This window comes from Variovorax sp. LARHSF232 (assembly GCF_052871435.1).
On the sequence record NZ_JBIXJS010000003.1, the window covers coordinates 173,903 to 197,042 of the forward strand.

Annotated in this window: 19 protein-coding genes; 12 read left to right on the forward strand and 7 right to left on the reverse strand. The window is 71.0% G+C overall.

From position 1 onward, the window contains the following. Positions 1-21: 21 nt before the first annotated feature. The 5 genes from ACIPRI_RS09660 to ACIPRI_RS09680 are packed head-to-tail and all read left to right on the forward strand — an operon-like array spanning position 22 to position 6,298. Complete coding sequence (locus ACIPRI_RS09660) at positions 22-309, forward strand: DUF2218 domain-containing protein (RefSeq protein ID WP_446621218.1); 288 nt, start codon at positions 22-24, stop codon at positions 307-309. A gap of 13 nt (positions 310-322) precedes the next feature. Next, the gene (locus ACIPRI_RS09665; protein ID WP_446621219.1) at positions 323-3,535 is read left to right on the forward strand and encodes an amino acid adenylation domain-containing protein; all 3,213 of its coding nucleotides are present in this window, start codon (positions 323-325) and stop codon (positions 3,533-3,535) included. A 12-nt stretch (positions 3,536-3,547) separates the two neighbouring features. After that, entirely contained in the window at positions 3,548-4,222 is a 675-nt protein-coding gene (locus ACIPRI_RS09670; protein WP_446621690.1) for a thioesterase domain-containing protein, read from the forward strand. Further along, the gene (locus ACIPRI_RS09675; RefSeq protein WP_446621220.1) at positions 4,219-5,016 is read left to right on the forward strand and encodes a 2,3-dihydro-2,3-dihydroxybenzoate dehydrogenase; all 798 of its coding nucleotides are present in this window, start codon (positions 4,219-4,221) and stop codon (positions 5,014-5,016) included. The genes ACIPRI_RS09670 and ACIPRI_RS09675 overlap by 4 nt, the downstream gene beginning before the upstream one ends. A gap of 22 nt (positions 5,017-5,038) precedes the next feature. After that, positions 5,039-6,298, forward strand: a complete 1,260-nt coding sequence (locus ACIPRI_RS09680) for an MFS transporter (RefSeq protein WP_446621221.1) — start codon at positions 5,039-5,041, stop codon at positions 6,296-6,298. 14 nt (positions 6,299-6,312) lie between these two features. Here the strand turns inward: ACIPRI_RS09680 and ACIPRI_RS09685 are convergent, their stop codons facing one another. From ACIPRI_RS09685 to pcaH, 5 genes are all read right to left on the reverse strand, one after another. After that, complete coding sequence (locus ACIPRI_RS09685) at positions 6,313-6,888, reverse strand: NnrU family protein (RefSeq protein ID WP_446621222.1); 576 nt, start codon at positions 6,886-6,888, stop codon at positions 6,313-6,315. Positions 6,889-6,908: 20 nt separating this feature from the next. Continuing rightward, entirely contained in the window at positions 6,909-7,514 is a 606-nt protein-coding gene (locus tag ACIPRI_RS09690; protein WP_446621223.1) for a DUF6151 family protein, read from the reverse strand. 92 nt (positions 7,515-7,606) lie between these two features. After that, a complete protein-coding gene (locus ACIPRI_RS09695) occupies positions 7,607-8,023 on the reverse strand; it encodes a DUF4189 domain-containing protein (RefSeq protein ID WP_446621224.1) in 417 nt (138 codons plus the stop codon). 36 nt (positions 8,024-8,059) lie between these two features. Then, positions 8,060-8,677, reverse strand: coding sequence for a protocatechuate 3,4-dioxygenase subunit alpha (gene pcaG, locus ACIPRI_RS09700; RefSeq protein ID WP_446621225.1), 618 nt, complete (start codon positions 8,675-8,677; stop codon positions 8,060-8,062). Between the two features lie 20 nt (positions 8,678-8,697). Then, entirely contained in the window at positions 8,698-9,399 is a 702-nt protein-coding gene (gene pcaH, locus ACIPRI_RS09705; protein ID WP_446621226.1) for a protocatechuate 3,4-dioxygenase subunit beta, read from the reverse strand. A gap of 104 nt (positions 9,400-9,503) precedes the next feature. On the opposite strand from pcaH, the gene ACIPRI_RS09710 reads away from it, so the two are divergent. After that, entirely contained in the window at positions 9,504-10,490 is a 987-nt protein-coding gene (locus ACIPRI_RS09710) for a LysR substrate-binding domain-containing protein (protein ID WP_446621227.1), read from the forward strand. Here the strand turns inward: ACIPRI_RS09710 and ACIPRI_RS09715 are convergent. Further along, on the reverse strand, positions 10,487-10,921 hold the full coding sequence (locus ACIPRI_RS09715; RefSeq protein WP_446621691.1) for a DUF1841 family protein: 435 nt from the start codon (positions 10,919-10,921) through the stop codon (positions 10,487-10,489). The genes ACIPRI_RS09710 and ACIPRI_RS09715 overlap by 4 nt on opposite strands. A gap of 94 nt (positions 10,922-11,015) precedes the next feature. Here ACIPRI_RS09715 and ACIPRI_RS09720 point away from each other — a divergent pair, with 94 nt between their 5' ends. From ACIPRI_RS09720 to ACIPRI_RS09745, 6 genes are all read left to right on the forward strand, one after another. After that, on the forward strand, positions 11,016-11,723 hold the full coding sequence (locus tag ACIPRI_RS09720) for a phosphatase PAP2 family protein (RefSeq protein ID WP_446621228.1): 708 nt from the start codon (positions 11,016-11,018) through the stop codon (positions 11,721-11,723). Positions 11,724-11,786: 63 nt separating this feature from the next. Next, positions 11,787-12,041, forward strand: coding sequence for an acyl carrier protein (locus ACIPRI_RS09725; RefSeq protein WP_446621229.1), 255 nt, complete (start codon positions 11,787-11,789; stop codon positions 12,039-12,041). Continuing rightward, entirely contained in the window at positions 12,038-13,267 is a 1,230-nt protein-coding gene (locus ACIPRI_RS09730; protein ID WP_446621230.1) for a beta-ketoacyl-[acyl-carrier-protein] synthase family protein, read from the forward strand. Before ACIPRI_RS09725 ends, ACIPRI_RS09730 begins: the two co-directional genes overlap by 4 nt. Positions 13,268-13,400: 133 nt before the next feature. Further along, positions 13,401-15,797 (forward strand): penicillin acylase family protein, encoded by a 2,397-nt coding sequence (locus ACIPRI_RS09735; protein WP_446621231.1) that lies wholly within the window; start codon positions 13,401-13,403, stop codon positions 15,795-15,797. A gap of 72 nt (positions 15,798-15,869) precedes the next feature. Further along, complete coding sequence (locus ACIPRI_RS09740; protein ID WP_446621232.1) at positions 15,870-16,817, forward strand: LysR family transcriptional regulator; 948 nt, start codon at positions 15,870-15,872, stop codon at positions 16,815-16,817. Positions 16,818-16,895: 78 nt separating this feature from the next. Then, positions 16,896-20,438, forward strand: a complete 3,543-nt coding sequence (locus ACIPRI_RS09745) for a helix-turn-helix transcriptional regulator (RefSeq protein ID WP_446621233.1) — start codon at positions 16,896-16,898, stop codon at positions 20,436-20,438. Between the two features lie 83 nt (positions 20,439-20,521). Here the strand turns inward: ACIPRI_RS09745 and ACIPRI_RS09750 are convergent, their stop codons facing one another. Next, positions 20,522-23,122: an ATP-binding protein gene (locus tag ACIPRI_RS09750; protein WP_446621234.1), complete on the reverse strand. Its 2,601-nt coding sequence runs from the start codon at positions 23,120-23,122 to the stop codon at positions 20,522-20,524. Positions 23,123-23,140: the final 18 nt, after the last annotated feature.

A 23,140-nucleotide genomic window follows, 5' to 3' on the forward strand; every position in this document is an offset into this window, starting at 1 on the left:
TGACGAACCCGACCCCCCGACATGCCCACCAGTACCGCCGACGTCACCGTGCCCCAGGCCGAACGCGTGCTCTTCAAGATGTGCAAGCACTTCGCCATCAAGGTGCCCGTGGAATTCGACAGCGAGCGCGCCGACATCGACTTTCGCTTCGGCCGCTGCCGCGTGCAGCGCGACGGCGAGCGCCTGCGCCTGCACTGCGCCGCAGCCGACGCCGAACTGCTGCAGCGCGTGCAGTACGTCCTCGATGAACACCTGGGGCTGATGGCACGCGACAAGCAGCTCGCTGTTGCCTGGCGGCCCGCGGACTGAAGGAGACGTTTCGATGCATGACCACCAAGCCGCCAAACGCCTGCGCACCACCACGGCGCAGTACGGCATCTGGGTCGCCCAGCAGGTCGATCCCGGCAGCCCCGGCTACCTGACCGCCGAGGCCATCGAGCTCCACGGCGCGCTCGACGCGGCGCTGCTGCGCCGCATCGCCGTCGACGTGCTGAACCATTGTCACGCGCTGCACATGCGATTCGAGTGGGACGCCGACACGCTCTGGCAGCACCCGCAGTCGCCTGCGGCCGAGGTGCCGCTCATCGACTTCAGCGCCGATGCCGACCCGGCGCAGGCCGCCGAGGATTGGATGCACGCCTCGCTGGCGACGGCGTGCGACGTGACCCGGCAGCCACTGTTTCGCAGCGCCTTGCTCAAGACGGCGCCCGAGAAGCACGCCTGGTTCCTGCAGGTGCATCACATCGCGCTCGACGGCTTCGGCTATAGCCTGCTGCAGCAGGCCGTGGCGCAGCGCTACAACGCGCACGTGGCCGGCCGCGTGCCGCAGCCCCTGCCCGACTGGCGGCTCGAGCGCGTGATCGGCGCCGAGGCCGACTACCACCGCGACGGCGGCTTCGACGCCGACCGCACCTTCTGGCGCGAGCAGCTGCGCAACGTGCCGGCGCCCGCACAGGTCGCGGCCGCGCAGGAGCCGAGCGACACGCCGCTGCGCCATGTGTTGGCCCTTCCGGCGCGCCAGGCGGCCGCGCTGCAGGCCGCCGCGCGCGCGGCGGGCTGCGACTGGGCCGCCTGGATGCTCACGGCCGCCGGCCTGTGGCTGGGCCGCTTGTCGGGCCAGCGTGACCTGTGCTTTGGCATCCCGGTGATGAACCGCCTGGGCACGCCCGCGCTCGGGGTGCCATGCATGGCGATGAACATCGTGCCCTTTGCGGTGCAGCTGCGGCCCGGCGCCACGCTGCAGGAAACCGCGTCGCGGGCCGCCGCGCAACTGCGCGCCATCAAACCTCACCTGTTCTATCGCTACGGCTGGATCCGCGGCGACCTGGGCCTCTTGCAAAGCGGCAAGTTCCTCTTCAACCAGGCCGTCAACCTGATGCCTTTCGACCGGCATGTGGCCTTCGCCGGGCTCACCAGCCGGATGCAGCCGCTGGGCGGCGGCCCGGTGAAGGATCTGAACCTCACGCTGGTGGTCGAACAGGGCGACTGGCGGCTGACGCTGGAAGCCAATCCCCTGGCCTACGACAGGACGCGCGTGCAGGCGCTGGCCCAAGACTTCCGCCAGCTGCTCGACGCGCTGGCCCAGGCGCCGGCCGATGCGCCGCTGGCCGCCTGGATGGGCGGCATGCCTGCGCCGTCGGACTGCACGGGCGAGGCGGTGGACGTGCCGGCCGGCGGCGTGCTGCGCATGCTGCTCGATGCCGCAGCGGCCGCACCCGCGCAGACAGCGATCGAATGGCCCGGCGCTCGCATGAGCTACGGGCGGCTCGTGGCACGCGTCGCCGGAGCGGCCGCGCAACTGGCGCGCCGGGGCGTTGCGCCCGGTGACACGGTCGCCGTGCTGATGCCGCGCTCCGCCGATGCGATCGTCGCCGCGCTGGCCGCGCTGTGGGCCGGCGCGACCTACATGCCGCTGGATGCGCAAGGCCCGCGCCAGCGCACTGCCGCGCTGCTGGACGCGGTGCGGCCCAAGCTGGTACTGGCGCACGCGCCGTGGCACGAACTCGCCGGCGCCTGGCCGCTGCTGCGCACGGACCTGCCCGACGAGGCCGATGCGCTCCCCTTGCCCTGCCACGAGCCGGGGCCCGATCTGCCGGCCTACCTGCTGCATACCTCCGGCTCGACCGGCACGCCCAAAGGCGTGCTGGTGGGGCATGGCGCGCTCGCGCACTTCGTCGCCAGCACACGCAGCCTCTACCGCATCACGCCCAGCGACCGCGTGCTTCAGTTCGCGCCGCTGCATTTCGATGCGAGCCTGGAGGAAATCTTCGCGACGCTGTGCCGCGGCGCGACCCTGGTGCTGCGCGATGACGCGATGCTCGATTCGGTCGAGACCTTCGCCGCCGAGGCCGAACGCCTGCGCGTCAGCGTGCTGGACCTGCCCACCGCCTATTGGCACGCATTGACGCACGGCCTGGACGCCGATGCCGCGCAGCGGCTGCGCCATGTGCGGCTGGTCGTCGTCGGCGGCGAGGCGGTGCTGCCCGAGCGGGCGGCCCGCTGGGCCGAACTGCTGCCCGCGCCCGAACTGCTGAACACCTACGGCCCGACCGAGGCGACCATCATCGCCAGCGCGGCGCCACTCGCCGGCCCGCACGCCAGCTGGCGCGTGGGCGAGCCGGTGCCGATCGGCCTGCCGCGGCCCGGCGTGCGCCTGCGCGTGGCGGACGAGCGCGGCTATCCGGCGCCCGCCGGCCGCAGCGGCGAGCTGCTGATCGCCGGGCCCGCGCTTGCGCTGTGCTACCTGGGCGACGAGGCCTTGACCGCGCGGCGCTTCATCACCTTGCCCGATACCGGCGAACGCGCCTACCGCAGCGGCGACCTCGCGCAGCTCGTCGATGGGCATCTGCGCTTTCTCGGCCGCATCGACCGCGAGATCAAGATCAGCGGCCTGCGCATCGACCCGCTGGAGATCGAGAACGCACTGCTCGCGGTGCCGGCAGTGCAGGAAGCGGCCGTGCTGCCGCTGCGCCGCGCGGGCGACGTCTGCACGCTCGAAGCCTTTGTCGTCGGCGAGATCGAGCCGGCGGCACTGCGCGCGGCCCTGGCGCAATGCTTGCCAGCTCCCGCGCTGCCGGACGTGTGGCACCGCCTGCCGCAGCTGCCGCGCAATGCCAATGGCAAGATCGACCGTGCCGCCTTGCTCGCGTCGGTGCAAGCCGCGGGCGACAAGACGGCCGCTGATGGAGGGCAGGACGGCAATGCCATCGCGCAGGCCGTGATGCAGACCTGGCGCGCGGTGCTCGGCGACGTGACGCTGGCGCCCGAGTCGAACTTCTTCGAGCTCGGCGGCAAGTCGCTGCAGGCCATCCAGGTCACGAGCCGGCTGGCGCAGGCGCTGCAGCGCGACGTGGCGGTGTCGTTGCTGTTTCGTCATGCCACGGTGCAGGCGCTCGCGCTGGCGCTCGAGGCGCCGGCGGCGCACCGGCCCCCGGGCGAGCAGGACCCGTTTGCACCGCTGCTCGCGCTCCAGCGGGGCGCCGCGCACGATGCGCCGGCGCTCTTTTGCCTGCACCCGGCCGAGGGCCTGGCCTGAAGCTACCTGCGGCTGGCGCGGCACCTGCCGCAGCTCACCTTGCATGGGCTGCAGATGGACCTCAAGCAGTCGTCCAGTGCCCAGGACTTCGACACGCTGGTCGAAGGCTATCTGCAGCGCATGCTGGCGCTGCAAGCGCACGGCCCCTACCACTTGCTGGGTTGGTCGCTCGGCGGCAACGTCGCGCAGGCGCTGGCCGCCCGCCTTCGGGCACGCGGCGAAGCCGTCGCATTGCTGGCGCTGATGGACAGCTACCCCGCCGAGGCGTGGACCGCGCAGCCGCAGCCGGTGTATGACGATGCATTGCGCACGCTGCTGGGCGTGAACGGCGACTTCGACACGGCAGACATCGGCACCGGCGCACTCCTTGCGCGCCTGCAGCGCGCCGGCAGCCCCTTTGCCGGACTGGGCGCCGACGGGCTCGAGCGCTGGGCGCGCGAGTCGCTGCGGCAGATGCAGCTGTTTCGCCGCAGCGCCACGCAGCCCTTCGACGGCCCGATGGTCTTCTACCGCGCCCTGCGCAACCCGCCGCATAGGCCCGGACCCGAAGTCTGGGCGCCCCATGTGCACCCGGCGCTCACCGCCTGCGTGGCGCTCGATTGCAGCCACGACGGCTTGTCCGACCCGCTGCCGATGGCGCAGATCGGCGCCGACCTGGCGCGCCGTTTCGAGGCGCTGAAGCGATGAAGCACGGCAACAACGACTTTCCTTTGGGCGTGGCCGTGGTGTCCGGCGCCGCGCAGGGCATCGGCGCGGCGGTGGCGCTCTCGCTGGTGCGCGCCGGCGTGCCGGTGGCCGCGCTCGACCTGCAGGCCGATGCGCTGCGGCGCCTGGCCGGAGAGGCCGAAGCGGCAGGCCTGGCGTCGCTGATTCCCTTTGCTGTGGATGTGTCCGACGGCGCCGCGGTGCGCGCGGCCGTCGAGCGCATCGAGGCGCAAGCCGGGCCGATCGGCATGCTCGCCAACGTGGCCGGCGTGCTGCGCCTGGGCGCCGCGCTCGAGCAGCCGGACGACGATTGGATGCACAGCTTTGCCGTCAACACGCACGGCGTGTTCCACCTGTCGCGCGCGGTCGCGGCGCGCATGCGTTTGCGGCGCGCTGGTGGCAGCATCGTCACCGTGGGCTCCAACGCCGCCGGCGTGCCGCGCACGCAGATGGCAGCCTACGCCGCATCGAAGGCGGCTTCGCACCAGTTCACGCGGTGCCTCGGCCTGGAACTGGCCGGCGACGGCATCCGCTGCAACATCGTCGCGCCCGGCTCGACCGATACGCCCATGCAGCGCCAGCTGTGGACCGATGCGCAAGCGGCCGAACGCATCGTGCGCGGTGCGTCCGAGACCTTCCGCACCGGCATTCCGCTGGGCCGCATCGCCGAGCCGGCCGACGTGGCCGAGGCCGTGCTGTTCCTGCTGTCCAACGCCGCCCGCCACGTCACGCTGCACACGCTGTGCGTGGACGGTGGCGCGACGCTCGGCGCCTGACCCCTTCACCTGATTGCTCACCATGTCCACCGTCCTGAACTCCCCAAGCGCTTCCAGCGTGGACGCGCCACAGGCGCCCAGCACACGCCAGATGGCGCCGCTGCTGGCCGCCAATTTCGCCGTCATGTCCGCCAACTACGCCTTCGTCGCGGTGGTCGGCGCGCTGGCGCGGCTGCTCGATCTGCAGGCCTGGCACCTGGGCCTCGTCATCACGATGGTGGGCGTGCTCTGGGTTGCGAGCTCGGCGGCCTGGGGCCGGCTGGCCGACCGCATTGGCCATGCCGCCGCGCTGCGGCGCTCGCTGGCCGGCGTGGTGCTCGCCTTCGCGGCGCTCGCGCTGTACCTGCAATGGGCGCTCGCGCAGCCGGCCGTACCGGCGGCGGCCTTGAGCCTGGCCGTGCTGCTGGCCTCGCGCGTGGTGGCCGGTGCCTGCACGGCCGGCGTGCCGGTCGCCTCCATAGCCTGGATCGCCGGCCGCACGGCGCCGTCGGCGCGCGCCGCGGTGATGGCGCGCTACGGCGCGGCCGGCGCGGTTGGCATGGTGGTGGCGCCGCCGGTGGCCGGCTGGCTGGGGGGCATCGGCCTGTCGGCCACGCTGTGGCTGGCCGCGCTGCTGCCGCTGCTGCCTTTGCTGTTGCTGTTCGCCTGGATGCGAAAGTCCGCCGCCGCCGCCGCCGACGCTGCGGGTGCACTGCGGCGGCCACCTGCCAAGCGGCTGCGCCTGCTCGACGCGCGCATCCGCCTGCCCTGGCTCACGGCCCTGGCCTTGTACAGCGTGGTCATCGTGGCCAACGTCTGCATCGGCTTCTATCTGATCGACCGCCTGGGCGCGACACCGGCCGGTGCCACGGCGGCAGCCGGCACCGCGCTGGGCGCGGCCGGCCTGGCGCTGATGCTGTCGCAGTCCGTGGTCGCGCGCCACCCGCAGGTGACGGCGCTCGCCTGGCTGCGCGGCGGCGCGCTGCTCGCGGGCCTGGGCTTCGGCTCGATCCTGTGGGTGGCGCAGCCGTGGATGGTTGCGGCCAGCTTCTTTGTCGCGGGCTGCGGCATGGGCCTGGCGTTCCCGGCGGTTTCAGCCTTCGCCGCCAACAGTGTTCAGCCCGAAGAGCAGGGTGCCTGCGCGGCTGCGATGTCGATGGCGCAGGGCGCCAGCATGATTGCCGCGCCGGCGCTCGGCGCGGGGCTGTACGACTTGGCGCCGCGCGCGCCTTTCATGCTGATGCTGGTGCTGCTGGCGGCGGTGCTGGCGGGGGCGCTGCGGCACGCGGGCCAGGCACGGTGACGGCAGCAAGATGTTCAGGCGAGCAGCGCCACCCCGGTCATCCAGCGGTGTGCCCAGTACAGGAAGCCGGCATAAACCAGCAGGCCGCCCACGATCGCCACCACGTCGTTGAAAGCGCCGGGCGGGGCGCCAGGCACCTTGTGCGGCACGGCGCGGCGCTGCACGGAAATCAGGTCCGCCACCGCCCAGACGAGGAAGGCGCCGAACAGCAGCACGTCAGCCAGGGTGCCATTGCTGAAGAGGTGCGCCGCGGCCCAGAGCATCACGCCCAGCAGGAAAGGGTGTTGGGCGGCGCGCTGAATGCGCCCGGGCAGGTAGGCGGCGAACAGCAACGGAAACACCGGCAGCATCAACAGCAGCGAGAGCTGCCGCAGCAGCGGCGGCGGCGCGTAGAGCAGCACCGCGCTCTGCCGGGCCGCACCGTAGCCGTAGATGAGCAGGATCAGGCCGACCAGGGAGGCCAGGGAGTAGATGCCTTTCCAGGTCCGCTCGCCGCGCCGCGCGACCTGCGCGTCGCGCCAGGCCGGCGCAACGATCGCCACCGAGTGGATGCCAAGGAACAGGACGAGGCCAAGGACAAGAAGGGACATGGAAGCTGCTCCGGTCAGTGTCAAACGGCGCTGCGCGCCCGCTTCAATTCTTCGGGCGCGAGGACATGCGGCTGGACGATCGGCTGAAAGTCTTCGGCACGGAAGAAGGGGCTGCGTTTCCAGCTGCCGTTCACCCGTGCCCAGAGCACCGTGCGAATGATGCGCGTCATGCTCGTCAGCATGCCAAGCATGTTCGATTTCACCGGCCCCTTGGCGTGCTGGGTGCTGATGGCCACGCGAGAAGCTCCGAAGACGGCGTCCATCGAAGCAGGGTCCGCGCCCAGGCAGCTGTGGACCAGGCCCAGGTAAGACAGCTTCGGGTCGGGCGCCATGTTGCCGATGGGCGTGTTGCAGCAGCGCGCATACCAGCGCAGCAGGCCCTTGTCGGTGAGCCGAAGACAGGCCAACTGCTCGGCGCCCTCGGTGAAGCGCAGATGCTGTTGAAGCGTGGCGACCATGTCCGTGCCCCCGAGGGCGTCCAGTACCTGCTCGGGCTTGCCCAGGGCATGGGCGTAGGCCTGGCAGTCGCGGCAATAGCAGGTGGCCCGCGTGACGGGCGCCTGCCGGGCGAGCGTGCCGCGAAGGCGCCCGCATCGGCATTGAATGGTTGGGTCGGAATTCATCATGGCGCGCCGGGCGGGCGATGCTTGAGTGACAACAAGCCGTCGGCGCGCGCGTCAACGCGGCCGGCGGCACCCGGCTGCATTGTGATGCAGGACTAGCGCGGCGAGCAGATGCTGACCACCACCTTGCAAGGCTCGGTCGGCAGATGGCTGTCGCATTGACCGGCTGCCTCCTTGCCGGCAGCGCCTGCCGTGGCTGCGGTGGCGGTTCCCCATTCGCCGTAGTTGCCGGTCGCGAGCGCGCCGCAGCTGCGATCGAAGGCCGAGCGGACGACGCAGGCGCCGGCGCGCTTTGCGCTTCGATCGCACTGGGTGCGCGCGGCAAGCTCCGCGGCGGCGCGCGAGGGCTGGTTGAAGGCATAGCCCCACCATCCGCCAATCGATGCGATCGCGCCCCAGCTTGACGCGGGGGCGCGTTCTGCGCCGGCGGCCAAGGGGCCGCAGGCCAGCAGCAGCGCCGTCAGCAGAAGGCGCGCGCGGGGTCGAAGACTCGGATCAGGAAAGTTCGGCAAGGCAAGCTAGGGAGGCGCGCCGCGACCGGAAGTTCCTCAGACGTCGAAGAACACCGTCTCGCGCTCGCCCTGCATGTGGATGTCGAAGGTGTAGGTCACTTGTCCACCTTCCTCGCTGCGCTGCGCGACGAGGGTGCTGCGGCGCTCGGCCGGCACCGACTGCAGCACCGCGTCCTTCGCATTGGCTGTCGCCTCGTCGCTGAAGTAGATGCGGGTGAAGGTGTGCAGCAGCAGCCCGCGCATGGTGACGATGGCGTTGATGAACGGCGCCTCGCCGGGCGTGTTGGCGCCGGGCTTGACCGTGTGGAAGATGAAGCGGTTGGCCGCATCGGTGCCGGTGCCCATCCGGCCGAAGCCGCGAAAGCCGCGCGCCTTGGCGTCTTCGACGGACGTGGGGTAGTGGCCTTCGCCATCGGGCTGGCAGATCTCGACCATGGCGTCGAAGATGGCCTTGCCGTCGCCGTCGAACACCCGGCCGACCAGCCGGATGCGCTCGCCGCGCGCGCCGTCCAGCGCCACCTGGGCATCGAAGGGTTGGTCGAAGTCGTAGCCGTACTGGGTGGCCGTGAGGCCGTAGGCGAAGTAGGGGCCCACGGTCTGCGACGGGGTCTGGCCGTAGTTGCTCTGCAGTGCGCTCATCAATTGCTGTTGCATGGTGCGTGTCTCCCTCTTGCTCAACGGTTCTCGAAAGGCGTCTCGTCGGCGCCGCGCAGCACGATGTCGAACTGGTAGCCCAGCGCATAGCCGTCTTCCGTGATGTCCAGGCTGAAGTCGGCGATCAGGCGGTTGCGATACTTTTCCGGCGTGCCGCTGACCATCGGGTCGTACTGCAGCAGCGGGTCGCCGGGGAAGTACATCTGCGTCACCAGCCGGCTGGCGAAGTGCTCGCCGAACAGCGACAGGTGGATGTGCTGTGGGCGCCAGGCGTTGGGGTGGTTGCCCCAGGGGTAGGCGCCGGGCTTGATGGTGAGGAAGCGGTAGCGGCCTTCGTTGTCGGTCAGGCAGCGGCCCGCGCCCAGGAAGTTGGGGTCCAGCGGTGCGTCGTGCTGGTCGACCTTGTGCACGTAGCGGCCGGCGGCGTTGGCCTGCCACAGCTCGATCAGGGTGTTGCGCAGCGGGCGCTTGTGCTCGTCCAGCACCTGGCCGGTGAGGATCATGCGCTCGCCCAGCGGCTCGCCGTTGCGGCGCGCGTTGCGCGTCAGGTCATGGTCCAGCTCGCCGATGCTGTCGTGGCCGTACACCGGCTGGCGCAGCTCGGCCATCGAGGCCTTGAGCGGGATCAGCGGCTGGGTCGGGCCGCGCTTGGCGGTCGACTTGTAGCCGGGGTAGAGGTAGGCGGGATGGCTGGCCCAGTCGCGTGGGTCGAGTGTCGGCATCGTGGGTCTCCTTGGGGAAATGGCGTACGGGAATGGCATCACTGTAAAACCGCCGTTTGATGATGTAAATTGAACATTCAGACGATTTACATGAGCATTGGTAATTGAAAAAAGCCGCCCAGCCCGCCCAGCCCGCCCAGGCCTTTGCCCGCAATGTCCAGCTGCGCCACCTGCGCTGCTTTGTGGCGGTGGCACAAGAGCGGCACCTGGCACGCGCCGCCGAACGGCTGGCGCTGAGCCAGCCGGCCATGTCCAAGACCCTGAGCGAGTTGGAGGAACTGGCCGGCACCCGGCTGGTGGAGCGCGCAGTCGCCGGCCGGCGCGGTGTTCAGGGCCTCACAGCCGCCGGCGAGCAGTTGCTGGCGCAGGCGCTGCGCGTGCTGGAGGCCATCGACGCCAGCGCCCAGGCGGTGGCGCCGGTGGCCGGCGAGCGGCTGGAGCGGCTGCGCATCGGCGCGCTGCCCAGCGTCGCGCCTTCGCTGTTGCCGCAGACCCTGGCCAAGCTGCGCGCGCATCGGCCCGGCCTGCAGATCGTGGTGAAGAGCGCGGCCAACGCGGTGCTGCTCCACGAGTTGCGCGCCGGCGAGCTGGATGTGGTGGTGGGCCGCATGAGCGACCCATCGCTGATGGCGGGCCTCAGCTTCGAGCTGTTGCACACCGAGCCGCTGGTTTTCATCGCGCGCGCCGGCCATCCGCTCGCCAGGCGCGGCGCCTCGGCGCGGGCGGCACTCGCCTATCCACTGGTGGTGTACGGCGAGGGCACGGTGCCGCGCCATCACACCGAAAGCCTGCTGGCCAGCCTGGGCCTGGCGCTGCCGGCCGATGCGCTGCAGACCCTGGACGTGTCGGTGGCCAGCGCGCTGGTGGCCGCTTCCGACTCGATCTGGATCACGCCCCTGGGCGCCGCCCGCAATGACCTTGCGATGGGTCGACTGCTGCGTCTGCGCATTGCCACACCCGGCACCGAGGAGCCGGTGGGCCTGCTGCTGCGCACCGATGCGCCGGCAACGCCGGCACGCGCAGCGCTCATTGCCCTGTTGCGTGATGAGGCGCGGCGGCTGGCTTCCGGTGCCGTTCGCCGCCGCGGCTAGTCCCGCGTGGCTTTGCGCTGCACGCAGGCGATGTAGGCCTCGCCATCCGGCGGCCGGCCGGCGCGCTGGGCTTCCCACATCATCTGGCCCAGGCATTCCATGGCCTCGTGGTGCGCATCCAGCAGCGAATCGCGGCGAGCGGCCAGCAGCTCCACCGCCTGGCGGATGCCGCGCGGCTGGTCGATCGAGCATTGTTCGCTGATCGACAGGTGCATGGCCAGGTGCAGAAATGGGTTCTCGCGGCCGTCGCCGCCGTCGTAGACGCGGGCCACCGCGGCGTCGGCGTCCTGCAGGTCGGCGTGGTATTCGGGATGCGCGTCGATCCAGCCGGCGGCGATGATTTCCAGGGCCTCCAGCGGCTTGCCCTCGCGGCTCTTGGCGTACACGTCGCAGAAAAAGCGGCGTACCTCTTCTTGAGATGGATTGAACATGGTGCGCAAGGTTAGCACCGGGGACATGTCATCGTCCTCGTGCAAGATGGCGGCTTCGCCGACGTTTGCCACCCGCCACCGGAGCCCCCGCCCCATGCATTCTCCAACGCGCCCGCCCTGGGTCAAAGACATCGGCCAGCGGCTGCGCGTGCACCAATTTCTCAAGGTGGTCGGCACCACGGTGTGGATCTGGATCTTCTTCATCGGCTATTTCCAACTGCTGCGCAATCCGATGCGGCCGGTGACGGAGATGCCGCTGACCTTCATCGATCACTGGGTGCCGTTCCAGCCGGCGTGGCTCATCCCCTATCTGTCGCTGTGGTTCTACGTGGGCATCGCGCCGGGGCTGCAGCGCAACTTTCGCGAGCTGCTGGTCTATGGCTTGTGGGCCGGCGCCTTGTGCCTGGCAGGCCTGGCCTTCTTTGCGCTGTGGCCCACCCGCATTGCCACCCTGCCCGTCGACGCCGGGGGCTTTCCGGGCTTTGCCCTGCTGCGCGGCATCGATGCCGCGGGCAACGCGTGCCCGTCGATGCACGTGGCCATCGCCATCTTCACGGCCTGCTGGATCGAGCACATCTTCAAGTCGGCGGGCACGCCCGCGCTGCTGCGCTGGATCAACCTGGCCTGGTTCCTGGCGATCACCTATTCGACCCTGGCCACCGGCCAGCACGTGCTGCTGGATGCGCTGGGCGGCACGCTGCTGGGCGGCGTGTTTGCCTGGGCCTCGCTGCGCTGGCGGCCGGCCCCGGCGCCGCGTCCGGTGGAGTCCGCGCCCGTGGTGGCTATCATGGACCGCCGGTGACCGATGCCGAGGGGGCTCGGGCATCGTCATCACGTACCAGACAACACCAAGACGACATTGCACATGAGTTCGCTGAAGGAACTGCAAGACCTGATCCAGGAAAAGTACGGCATCGATCCGGCCGACCTCGATCCCGGCGCATCGATGCGTGACAAGGGCTTCGACTCGCTGGCGCTGGCCGAATTCCTGTTCGAGATCGAGGACCGCCTGAAGATCACGTTGCCCGACCCGGACCCCGAGATGGACACGCTGGCCCAGCTGGCCGCCCTGGTCGACCAGGTGCGCGCCGAGGAGCCTGCTCAGCAGAAGGTCGCGTGAGCCGTTCGGGCGTCGCCATTGCCATCACCGGCCTGGGGCTGGTCAGCCCGCATGGCAACGAGCCGGGCGCCGTGTTCGAGGCGCTGCTGCGTGGCGACTCGGCCATTCGTCCGGTGTTTCCGGAGCTGGCCAAGCCGGCGCTGGCCGCCAGCGCCGCCTTCGACCCCGCCCCCTGGTTCAGCAAGCTGCAGCTGGCTGGTGTCGACCGCGTCAGCCAGCTGGCGCTGGCCGCCGCCGAGATGGCGCTGAACGATGCCGGCATCGACGGCCCCTTCGATGAGCAGCAGGGCGAGCGGGTCGGCATCTACGTGGGCTGCGGCATGGGCGGCGCCGGTGCGCTCGAGACCGCCTATCGCGGCGGCGCCAGCGGCCGCGTGCCGCCGCTGACCATCCCGGCCTTCATGCCCAACGCGCCGGCTTCGCACATCGCCATGCGGCGCAAGGTGCTGGGCCCGGTGCTCACGTATTCGGTGGCCTGCGCTTCATCGGCCATCGCCATTGCCGAAGCCGCCAAGGCGGTCGAGAGCGGCGAAGTCGACATCGCCATTGCCGGCGGCAGCGAAGCGCTGATCGTGCCGGGCGTGATGCTGGCCTGGCAGGCCATGCAGACCCTGGCCTCGGCGCCGCCGCAAGCGGCGGCCACGGCAGTGCGGCCCTTTGCCGCGGACCGCAGCGGCTTTGCGCTGGGGGAGGGGGCCGCCTTCCTGATCCTCGAATCGGCCGAGCGCGCGGCCGCACGCGGCGCGCGACGTTACGCACGGTTGGCTGGCTGGGGCAGCAGCTGCGATGCCACGCACCTCACCAAGCCCGACGCCGCCGGCCAGGCGCGCGCCCTGCGCGCGGCGCTGCGCATGGCGGGCCTGGCGCCGGCGCAAGTGGGTTATTGCAATGCGCACGGCACCGCCACGCGCATCGGCGACCCCATCGAGCGCGAAGCGCTGGCCCAGGTCTGGGGCGATGCCCTGGGCGATCTGCGCGTGAGCGCCACCAAGGCGCTGCACGGCCACCTGCTGGGGGCCGCCGGAGCGCTGGAGGCACTCATCACCGTGCTGGCGCTGCAGCGCCGGCAACTGCCGCCCAGCATGCATGCCGACGAGATCGACCCGGCCTGCCAGCTGAACCTGGTGCGTGCCGGCGAGTCGGCAGCGCCGGCACTCGAGGCCGCCGTCAGCAGCTCTTTCGCCTTTGGCGGCACCAACGCCGCACTGGTCTTTCGGCGCGCCTGAAACGCGGCGCGCGTGATGCGTGCGCCGTGCTGCCTCCTTGGTGACAGCAGGTGCGGGTTATCACCCATCGGCGGCGTTGGCGAGGCCTCTTTAATCGGCCACTCTTGTCCAACTACCCGTCGAAGCCTCTCCCATGCCCTTGAAGACAACGGCGCGCTTCGCGCCGACCGGTACCGTGCTGGCCGTCGCCACCCTTCTCCTGGCCGCCTGTGCCAGCACGCCGGCCCCCGGCTCGCGCAGCGTGAGCATCGAGCGCACCACCCACGGCATCGCCCACATCACGGCGCCCGACTACGAAGGCCTTGCCTACGGCGTGGGCTACGCGCATGCGCAGGACAACGTCTGCCAGACGGCCGAGCACCTGCTCACGGTGCGCGGCGAGCGTGCGCAGTTCCTCGGCCCCGCCGGCACCGGCGAGCTGGGCCTGGGCCGCATGCCCAATCCGCAGATCGACCTGTTCGTGCGCGCCCACATGGACGACGCGGCGCTGGCCCGCGCGGCCGACACCGACCCCGAAGTACGCGCCGCCCTGCGCGGCTACGTGGCCGGCTACAACCGCTACCTGCAGGACGCGGGTCCGGGTGGCCTGCCCGAGGCCTGCCGCGGCAAGCCCTGGGTGCGTCCCATGACGCAGGCCGACCTGTCGCGCACCACCGAGATGTCGATGATTCAGGGTGGCCTGGCCGCGCTGGCCGGTGCGGTGCTCGCGGCCGAGCCGCCGGCAGCCAAGACCTCGGCGCTTGCGCCCGTGGTCGATCCACAGGAAGCCGCACGCGAAGTCGCGCGCCTCTCCTTCAACAACAACCCCGAGGGCGGCGAGCTGGGCTCGAACGGCTGGGCCTTCGGCCGCAACGCCACGCAGGACGGCCGCGGCCTGGTGCTGGGCAACCCGCACTTCCCGTGGAGCGGTACCAACCGCTTCTGGGAGATGCACCTGACCATCCCAGGCAAGATGGACGTGATGGGCGCCACCGGCGGCCTGAGCCCGGTGGTGTCGATCGGCTTCAACAAGGACGTGGCCTGGACCCATACGGTGTCCACCGGCAAGCGCTTCACCTTGTACGAACTGAAGCTCGACCCGAGCGACCCGACCGTCTACATCGTCGACGGCCAGCGCAGGAAGATGACGGCCAAGACGGTGGTGCTGCCGGCCGAGTCGGCCGCGCCCGGCGCCGCGCCGGCGAAGAAGACTTTCTACAGCACCGAGTGGGGCCCGGTGGTGGCGCTGCCGCGCGCCGGCCTGGGCTGGACCAGCACCACGGCCTATGCGATCCGCGACGTCAACACCCTCAACACCCGCTCGGCCCGCGCCTGGATGCAGATGGGCCGCGCCCGCAACGTCAACGAGCTGCGCACCGCCATGGGCCGCCAGGGCATTCCATGGATCAACACCATCGGCGCCGACCGCGAAGGCAATGCCATGTATGCCGACCTGTCGGTGGTGCCGGACGTGTCGGCCGAGCTGCTCAAGAGCTGCGCGCCCTCGCCGGCCGCGGCGGGCCTCATGAACACCGCCGGCCTGGCCGTGCTCGACGGCTCGCGCGCGGCCTGCGAATGGAAGCGCGACAGCGCGGCCGCCATGCCCGGCGCCATTCCGCCCGAGCGCATGCCGGTGGTCGTCACGCAAGACTGGGTGCAGAACAGCAACGACAGCTTCTGGTTGGCCAACCCGCGCATCGCGCCGCCGGCCAACATCTCGCCACTGGTCGGGCCGATGGGCGTGCCGCAGCGCTTGCGCACCCGCAGCGGCATCCTGGAGATCGAATCGCGCCTGGCCGGCAGCGACGGCCTGCCGGGCAAGAAGATGGGCGCCGACGTGTTGCGCAGCGTGATCTTCCGCGACAAGAACCACGCCGGCGAGATCGTGATGGACGACCTGGCTGCCGGCTGCAAGGCCAACACATCGGCCCTCACGCCGGACCAGCAGCAAGGCTGCCGCGCGCTGGCGGCCTGGAACCGCACCAGCACCCCCGAGGCCAAGGGCGCGCCGCTGTTCCGCGAGTTCTGGCGCAAGGCCAAGGACGTGCCCAAGGTCTGGCGCGTGCCCTTCGATCCGGCCCGCCCGGTGGTGACGCCGGCCGGCCTGGACATGGCCACGCCGGCCACTCGCGAGGCCGTCTTCAAGGCCCTGGGCGATGCCGTGGCCGCGCTTCGCACCGCGGGCTTCGCGCCCGACGCGGCGCTGGCTGAGGCGCAGACCCGCATGGTGCGCGGCCAGAAGGTCGCGATTCCCGGCGGCGACGAGTTCGAGGGCGTGCTCAACAAGGTGGAGAGCCAGGGCCAGCGGGTGATCGGCGCCAACGGCTACAACATCAACTACGGCACCAGCTACATCCAGGTGGTGGGCTTCGACGAGCGCGGACCGGTAGCGCAAGCGCTGCTGACCTACGGCCAGAGCAGCGACCCGGCCTCGCCGCGCGCCTACGACCAGCTCGCCATGTTCTCGCAGAAGAAGTGGCTGCCCATGCCCTTCCACCGCGCGGACGTGGAGGCGCAGCGGGTGGGGGCGCCGGTGCAGCTGGCGTACTGAGGGCGCGCATCGGGGAACGCGCCCTGCGTTCTCCCCATTGTCGGCCCCACCCGCGGCGCTACAGTCGCGCGGGTGGATCGACTTCAAAGCATCGAAACCTTCGTGCGCGTGGCGCAGACGCAGAGCTTTGCCGAGGCGGCGCGGCAACTGCGCGTGTCCAGCTCGGTGGTGACCACGCGCATCAAGCAGCTGGAAGATTTTCTGGGCGCGCCGCTGTTTCACCGCAGCACGCGCGTGGTGCGGCTCAGTGACGTCGGCCAGGCCTTTCTGCGCGACTGCACCGAGCTGGTGGGCCGCGCCAACGAGATCGTCGACCAGATGCGCGACGTGCGCGGCAAGCCCACGGGCCAGTTGCGCGTGCATGCGCTCACCGGGCTGGTGCTGGGGCATTTCGCCTCGCTGCTGCGCCGCTTTCAGACCACCTACCCGGACATCCGGCTCGAACTGATCGTGAGCGACGCGGTGGTCGACCCGGTGAAGGCGGGCGTGGATTGCGCCCTGCAGATCTTCCCCGCCGCCTCGCAGGAGCTGGTGTCGCGCCCGCTCTTCCCGGTGCGCCGGGTGTTCTGCGCCACGCCGGCCTACCTGGAGGCGCACGGCACGCCGGAGAATCCGCGCGACCTGCATCGCCACACGCTGGGCCTGTACTCGGGCTACCCGACGCGCGACCGCTGGACCTTTCACCACCGCGGCGAGCAGATCACCATCTACCTCACGGCCGCCTTGCTCACCAACAGCGTGCACCTGCTGCGCGAGTACGCGCTGGAGCACGCCGGCATCGTGTGCCTGCCCACCCTGGTGGCGGGCGACGCGATCCGGCGCGGCGACCTGACGGTGGTGCTGCCGGAGCACCAGCTCTCGTCCTTTCCGCTCAGCGCGGTGTATGCCAACACCTCGCGCAAGGCCTTCAAGCTGCGCCTGTTCATCGAGCACATCGGCAACGAGTTCGCGCACGACCCGCCCTGGGATGCGGCGCTGATCAAGAAGGGGCTGATCCCGGCGGCGCTGATCGAGGCCTGAGAAGCGCTCTCGCAAGGTTTGACCGCTCTGGCAGCGGGGCAGATACTTCCCGACTCCTCGGCTCCCGGGTTGCTGCCGGTGAACGATCCACCCGTCAAACACAGGCTCACGGCGATCCTGGCCGCCGATGCCGCCGGCTTTTCGCGCCTGATGGCGGTGGACGACGGCGCGACGGTCAGCGCGCTCGACGCGGCGCGCAGCGTGTTTCGCCAGCAGATCGAAGCGCACCAGGGCCGCGTGATCGACATGGCGGGCGACTCGGTGCTGGCGGTCTTCGAAACGGCCGGCGGCGCGGTCGAGGCGGCGCAGGCCATCCAGCAGGGGCTGGCGAGCGCCGCCGCCAGCGTCGCACCGGAGCGCCGCATGCGCTTTCGCATCGGCGTGCACCTGGGCGACGTGGTCGAGAAAGAAGATGGCAGCGTGTACGGCGACGGCGTCAACGTCGCGGCCCGGCTGCAGGCGCTGGCCGAGCCCGGCGGCATCATCGTGTCGGATGCGGTGCGCGGCGTGGTCCGCGGTCGCGTCGGCGCGGCCTTTGCCGACCGGGGCCAGCAGCAGCTCAAGAACATCGATGCGCCGATCCACGCCTTTGCCGTCGAGATGGGCGGCAGGGCGGGCGAAGCGCCCACGCCGCCCGTGGCGCCCGCCGCGCGGCCCGCCGCCGGCCCGCGCCCGGCGAGCCTGTTCGTCGGGCGCCGGCAGGAGCTGGCCCAGCTGGACAAGGCGCTCGACAGCGCCCGCCAGGGCCGGGGGCGGGTGCTGCTGCTGGCCGGCTCCGGCGGCATGGGCAAGACGCGCCTGGTGCAGGAGATGGCGGGCCGCGCCGAGCACAAGGGCGCGTCCGTCTGGTGGGGGCGCTGCCTGGAAGAGCCGGGCGCGCCGCCCTACTGGCCCTGGCGGCAATTGTTGCGCAGCTACCTGCGCAGCAGCGCTGACCCGGATCCGGTCCGCACGCTCGGCGCCGGGCTGGCAGACATCGCCAGCATCGTTCCGGAACTGGTCGAGGTCCTGGGCGTCGCGCCGCCAACGGATGCCCGCGCGGTCGACACGGCAGAGGCGCGCTTTCGCCTGTTCGACGCCGTCGCCACCTTCTGGCGCCGCGCCGGGCGGCGGCTGCCGCAGGTACTGATCTTCGAGGACCTGCACTGGGCCGACGCGACCTCGCTGCGCCTGTTCGCCTTCCTGGCGGCGGAACTCGAGGAAAGCGCCGTGCTGGTGATCGGCACCTACCGCGACACCGAGCTCTCGCGCCAGCACCCCTTGTTCGAGACCCTGGCGGAGCTGGGCCGCTCGCCCGCCTTCAGCCGGATCGAGCTGGGCGGCCTGAGCGAGTGCGAGACCGAGGAACTGGTCGCCGCTGCCGCCGGCGGCGCGGCAAGCGCGCAACTGGTGAACGCGATCCACGCCCGCACCGAAGGCCACCCGCTGTTTCTCGAGGAGATCCTGCGCTTCATGCTGGACACCCGAGGGCTGCACCCGGCAGACCCGGCCTTCGACGATTCGCGCCTGCTGCACCGCATTCCGGCCGGCGTGCGCGAAGTCATCGGCAAGCGGCTCAACCGCCTCTCGGTGCAGGCCGGCAGCCTGCTGGCCATCGCGGCCTGCATCGGCCGCAGCTTCGAGCCCGACTTGCTGGCGCAGCTCGACACCGATCGATCGGAGGACGAGGTGCTGGTCGCGCTCGAGGAGGCCCTGGCGGTTCAGTTGATCGAGCCGGTTGCGCACAGCCGGCAGTTCCGCTTCAGCCATGCCCTGGTGCGCGAGTGCGTCTACGACGAAATGCTGGGCCTGCGCCGCAGCCGGCTGCATCGGCGCATCGGCGAACTGCTGGAGCGGCGTTTCGGCGAAAACGACGACCCCAGCGTGCTGGCGCAGCTGGCCTATCACTTCAGCGAGGCGGGCCCTGGCGACGCGGCGCTGAAGGCGCTGGCCTACGCCAAGCAATCGGCGCAGCGGGCGGCGCAGCTGCTGGCCTTCGAAGAGGCGGCGCGGCTGTATCAGCTCGCGCTTGCGCTGCAGCGGCAGCACTTCGCCAAGGACACGTCGGCGCAATGCGCGTTGTTGCTGGAGCTGGGCGACGTCGAGTTGAACCTCGGCGCTGCGGAACGGGCGCTTTCGGCCTACCAGGCTGCAGCCGACCTGGCGCGGGCCGAAGGCCTAGTGCAGCTGTTCGCCCGGGCCGCGGTGGGCTTCGAGCGCAGCAACGCGGCGGCGGCGCGTTCCGGCGAAACGGCGGTGGCCCTGCTGCTCGAGGCCATCGCATTGCATCGAAGCGAAGACGCCTTGCAGGTGCAACTGCTGGCGCACCTGTGCCGCGCTCATGTCTACTGCGACCGCGTGGAAGATTTCAAGGAGGCGCATCGCCGGGCCGTCGCCCTGGCGCGCAAGATCGGCGACCCGGGCGCCCTGCGGATGGCGTTGGCCGCTTTTGCCTCCGCCGTCTACTGGCCCGACCTGCTGCACGAGCGCCTGGCCGCCGCACGCGAAGCCTGGGGCCTTGCCGAAGACCTGAGCCAGCCAGGCTTTGTGGTCGATCTGTTGCCCTACTACCTGATCGACCTGCTGCACGTGGGCGACATGCCGGCCCTGGCGCGCCTGCGGGACCAGGGCCTGCGCCTGACGGAGCGCACCGGTTGGCTGCACTACCAATCGATCTGCCGCTGCGTCGAGGCGGTGGTGGCCATCAACGAGGGTCGTTTTGCCGAAGCCGAGGCCTGGGCCGCGCAAGCCTTGACGATGGGGCGGCGTGTGGCCGAGGCGCTGGCCGTGGGCGTCTACGGCACGCAGATGTTCTGCCTGCGGCGCGAGCAGGGGCGGCTGGCCGAGACCTTGCCCCTGCTGGAGCATTTCGTGCGCACCACGCCCAGCGCCCAGACCTGGCAGCCCGGGCTGGCGTTGCTGTATGCCGAGCTGGACATGCGCGCGCAGTGCCAGGCGGTGTTCGACAGCTTGCCATGGGAGCAAGCGCGCGTGCCGCGCGACGCGGGCTCGATGACGGCCGTCATGTTCTGCGCCGAAACCTGCGTCTACCTGGAGGACGCCGCGCGCGCCGCCGTGCTGTACCCGCTGCTCAAGGGCCATGCCGGCGCCAACCTGCTGGCCGACTCGGGTGGGCCTTGTCTGGGCGCGGCCGACCGCCTGCTTGGCAGCCTGGCCGCCGTGATGCGGCAATGGACGCTGGCGCAGCGCCATTTCGAGGCCGCGTTGGCGCTGGACCAGCAAAGCGGCTCGCGCGTGTGGCTGGCGCACAGCCGCTATGCCTTTGCCGTGATGCTGCATCGGCGCGCGCTGGCCGGCGACTTCGAGCGGGCGGCTGCGCTGCTGGCGCAAGCCCTGGCCGAAGCCACCGCGCTGGGCATGAACGCCCTGGCGCCGCGCATCCGGGCGCTGGCCGAGCGCGTCGCGCTGCCGCCGGCGCGGCCTTGCGGCCTGAGCGATCGCGAAGTCGAGGTGCTGCGCCTGATGGCCACCGGCCGCAACAACCGCGAGATCGGGCAGGCGTTGGCGATCAGCCCGAACACCGTCGCCAACCACGTGCGCAGCATCCTGGAGAAGACCTACACCTCGAACCGGGCCGAGGCGGCGGCGTTTGCGATGCGGGAAGGGCTGTTGGGGGCGTAGCTTGCCACGCACCAGTGCGCGAAGGTGCACTGCATTTGCATCGAATGGGGGCTGCACGTGGCCGCCGGCTTCGGTGAGCAGGTTCAGGCGCTCACCGTGCTCGCTGCGTCGACGCCCAATCGATAGGCCGCACTCACCGCCTCGGCACGCGTCGCCACGCCGAGCTTGACAAAGATCGCTGCGAGGTGGTGTTCGACGGTGCGCGCCGACCGATGCAGGCGCAGCGCAATCTCCTTGTTACGCAGTCCCGCCGCGAGCAGTTCGAGCACGGCCACTTCCTTGTCGGTCAGGCCAGCGGGATGTTCGCGCGTCGAACGCCGCGCGCCTCGCGGCAAGCCGCGCGCGCCCGCCGCGCGCAGGCGCTGGCGGACCCGCTCGACCATCGGCCTCGCGCCGATCTCCTCGAACATGGCGAGAGCTTGGCGTTGTGCCGGCTCGTCGCCTTGTGCCAGGGCGCGCGCTGTCTCGAAGGGGCAGCCGAGCGAGCGCCACTGATCAGCGGCGTCCTGCCAGCGGCCGGCGGCTTCGAGCGCGAACGGGTGCTCCGCGCAAAAGTCGGGGATCGGCGTCGCCTCGTCGCCGCCGAAGCGGCACCACAACACCAGTTGCGCAGCGAAATCGATCCGTCGCGCGGCAGCTGCCAGCGGAAGTTGGGCTGCAGCGTCGCGTGCAGCGTCGTGATCGCGTCCTTCCAGCCATGCGGCCTCGACCCGCGCGACATGAAAGCGGCCGGGTCCGGTACCCACGGCCAGATCGCGCGCCTCGTCGAGCGCGCTCCAGACGCCGGGGTCGCCGCGCCGCGCGCGCAGCCGGCCGAGGGCGACCAGCGCCGCGATCCGTGCGATCACCGTCGCTTTCGGCTCGGCGATCACCGCATGCGCGGCCGCCGCGGCCTCGTCCCAACGCGCTTGCTCCAGCAGTGCGTGGGCGAGCCATGCCGTCTGCCACAGCCGCGTCGCATCGAGGTCGCGTTCGGTGCAGAAATCGATGCCCTTGCGCAGCCACGTCTCGGCCTCCGCAAGCCTGAACGCGTCGACGCAACCCGCCCCGAGGCTGGCGAAGATCTGGCTGGCGATTCGATTTTCGTTGGCACCCAGCGCCAGTGCGAGCGCACGCTCGAGTGTCGCGATGCCCTCGTCGACCCGGGCCAGGTCGACCTGCGAGCGGCCGATCGTCTTCAAGCACATCGCCATCTCGGCTTTGTCGCCCTCGCGCCCGGCCTGGTCGAGCACCGACGACGCCAGGGCGATCGCCTCGTCGGATTCACGTTGATACTGGCAAAGCGACGCGGCGCAACTGCGCACCACGCGCGCCGCGTGTGAGTCGGGCTGGTCGGCGACGAGCGAGCGTGCCTCGCGCAATGCCGCCGCAGCGTCGGCGTTGCGCGCGGCGTACAGGAATATGAGCGATTGCCGCGCCAGCGACACCGCTGCGTTGTCCGGCCGCCCGTGCGCGCACCACAGCCGCGTCGCTTCGCTTCGCACGGCGATCGACTCGTCGAGGCCGATGCTCATGTGCACGTCTTCGGCTGACGCGTCGAGCAGCGCGGCGCGCTCGGCACTTGGCTCGCAATGTGCGAGTGCGCGGGCCCAGTGCGCGGTGGCCTGCCGGTGCGCGCCGTGCGCCGCCGCTTCGCGCGCCGCGACCGGCGCCCAGTGTCGCAGCGCGGCCACGTCGCCGGCAGCTTCGGCGTGCAGCACCAGCCGGGCGGCGATCCGCGTCGCGTCGCGCGGCAGAAGCGCCTGCAGCACGAGCCGGTGCAGGCCGATCGCTCGCGTCGGCGCCATCGCCTGCAGCACCGCCTGCCGCGCCAGTTCGTGGCGGAACACCAACGCCGCGCCTTCGGCGCGCAGCACGCCGGTCGCCAGGCACTCGTCGATCGATCCGCTCTCGGCGGCCGTCAGCTCGCGCAGCAGCCAGGCCTCGGCGCGCGGCCCGGCCACCGCGGCCGCGTCGAGTACGGCGCGCGCCGAGGGCGACAGGCGTCCCGCGCGCGCCAGCACCGCGTCCTGAACGGTGGCGGGAACGCCTTTCACGGCCTTCGCTGCTGCCGCGAGCACCTCGGTGACGAAGAACGGATTGCCTGCGGTCTGCTCGTGCAGGGCCGTCGCATCGACCCCAGTTCCGGCCGAGAGCGACCGCACCGCCGCCAACGAGAGCGGCTGCGGCGCCAGCCGCGGCGCCCCGGCCGTTGCCAGATCGCCGAGCACGGCGCGCAGCGGGTGCGCCGGCACGACTTCGTCATTGCGAAAGCTCGCGACGAGGAGCGAACGAGTGCGGGCAATGCGCCGGCCGGCATAGCGCAGCAGGTCGAGCGTCGCCTCGTCGGCCCAGTGGACGTCCTCGAGAACGGCCAGCGCCGGCCGTTCGGCGAGCAAGTCGACGAAGGCGACGAACAGGCGATGCCGCTCGCCGCTGCCGTCGTGCGGAATGACCAGCTTGCCGCCCGAGTCGATGGCGATGTCGTCGAGGGCGCCGAGCGGCCTGGGCGTCGCCATCGCCTCGCAGGCACCCCAGTACACCGGGGCGTCGGCGCGCACCGAAGCGGCAAACGCTCGCAGCACAGTGGTCTTGCCGATGCCGGCTTCGCCTTCGATGAAGACCAGCTGGCCCGGGCCTTCGCGCGCCTGCGACCATCGCGCATCCAGCTGCGCAAGCAAGCCATCGCGCTCGAGCAGCGTCATGGTTCGGCCCCCCGTGCG

What these genes read in the sequence shown, in the direction of transcription:
- ACIPRI_RS09715 (WP_446621691.1), bottom strand. Translation starts at nt 10,921, where the DNA reads ATGTTCAATCCATCTCAAGAAGAGGTACGCCGCTTTTTCTGCGACGTG.
- ACIPRI_RS09675 (WP_446621220.1), top strand. Translation starts at nt 4,219, where the DNA reads ATGAAGCACGGCAACAACGACTTTCCTTTGGGCGTGGCCGTGGTGTCC.
- ACIPRI_RS09680 (WP_446621221.1), top strand. Translation starts at nt 5,039, where the DNA reads ATGTCCACCGTCCTGAACTCCCCAAGCGCTTCCAGCGTGGACGCGCCA.
- pcaH (WP_446621226.1), bottom strand. Translation starts at nt 9,399, where the DNA reads ATGCCGACACTCGACCCACGCGACTGGGCCAGCCATCCCGCCTACCTC.
- ACIPRI_RS09685 (WP_446621222.1), bottom strand. Translation starts at nt 6,888, where the DNA reads ATGTCCCTTCTTGTCCTTGGCCTCGTCCTGTTCCTTGGCATCCACTCG.
- ACIPRI_RS09720 (WP_446621228.1), top strand. Translation starts at nt 11,016, where the DNA reads ATGCATTCTCCAACGCGCCCGCCCTGGGTCAAAGACATCGGCCAGCGG.
- ACIPRI_RS09750 (WP_446621234.1), bottom strand. Translation starts at nt 23,122, where the DNA reads ATGACGCTGCTCGAGCGCGATGGCTTGCTTGCGCAGCTGGATGCGCGA.
- ACIPRI_RS09660 (WP_446621218.1), top strand. Translation starts at nt 22, where the DNA reads ATGCCCACCAGTACCGCCGACGTCACCGTGCCCCAGGCCGAACGCGTG.
- ACIPRI_RS09665 (WP_446621219.1), top strand. Translation starts at nt 323, where the DNA reads ATGCATGACCACCAAGCCGCCAAACGCCTGCGCACCACCACGGCGCAG.
- pcaG (WP_446621225.1), bottom strand. Translation starts at nt 8,677, where the DNA reads ATGCAACAGCAATTGATGAGCGCACTGCAGAGCAACTACGGCCAGACC.
- ACIPRI_RS09735 (WP_446621231.1), top strand. Translation starts at nt 13,401, where the DNA reads ATGCCCTTGAAGACAACGGCGCGCTTCGCGCCGACCGGTACCGTGCTG.
- ACIPRI_RS09690 (WP_446621223.1), bottom strand. Translation starts at nt 7,514, where the DNA reads ATGATGAATTCCGACCCAACCATTCAATGCCGATGCGGGCGCCTTCGC.
- ACIPRI_RS09725 (WP_446621229.1), top strand. Translation starts at nt 11,787, where the DNA reads ATGAGTTCGCTGAAGGAACTGCAAGACCTGATCCAGGAAAAGTACGGC.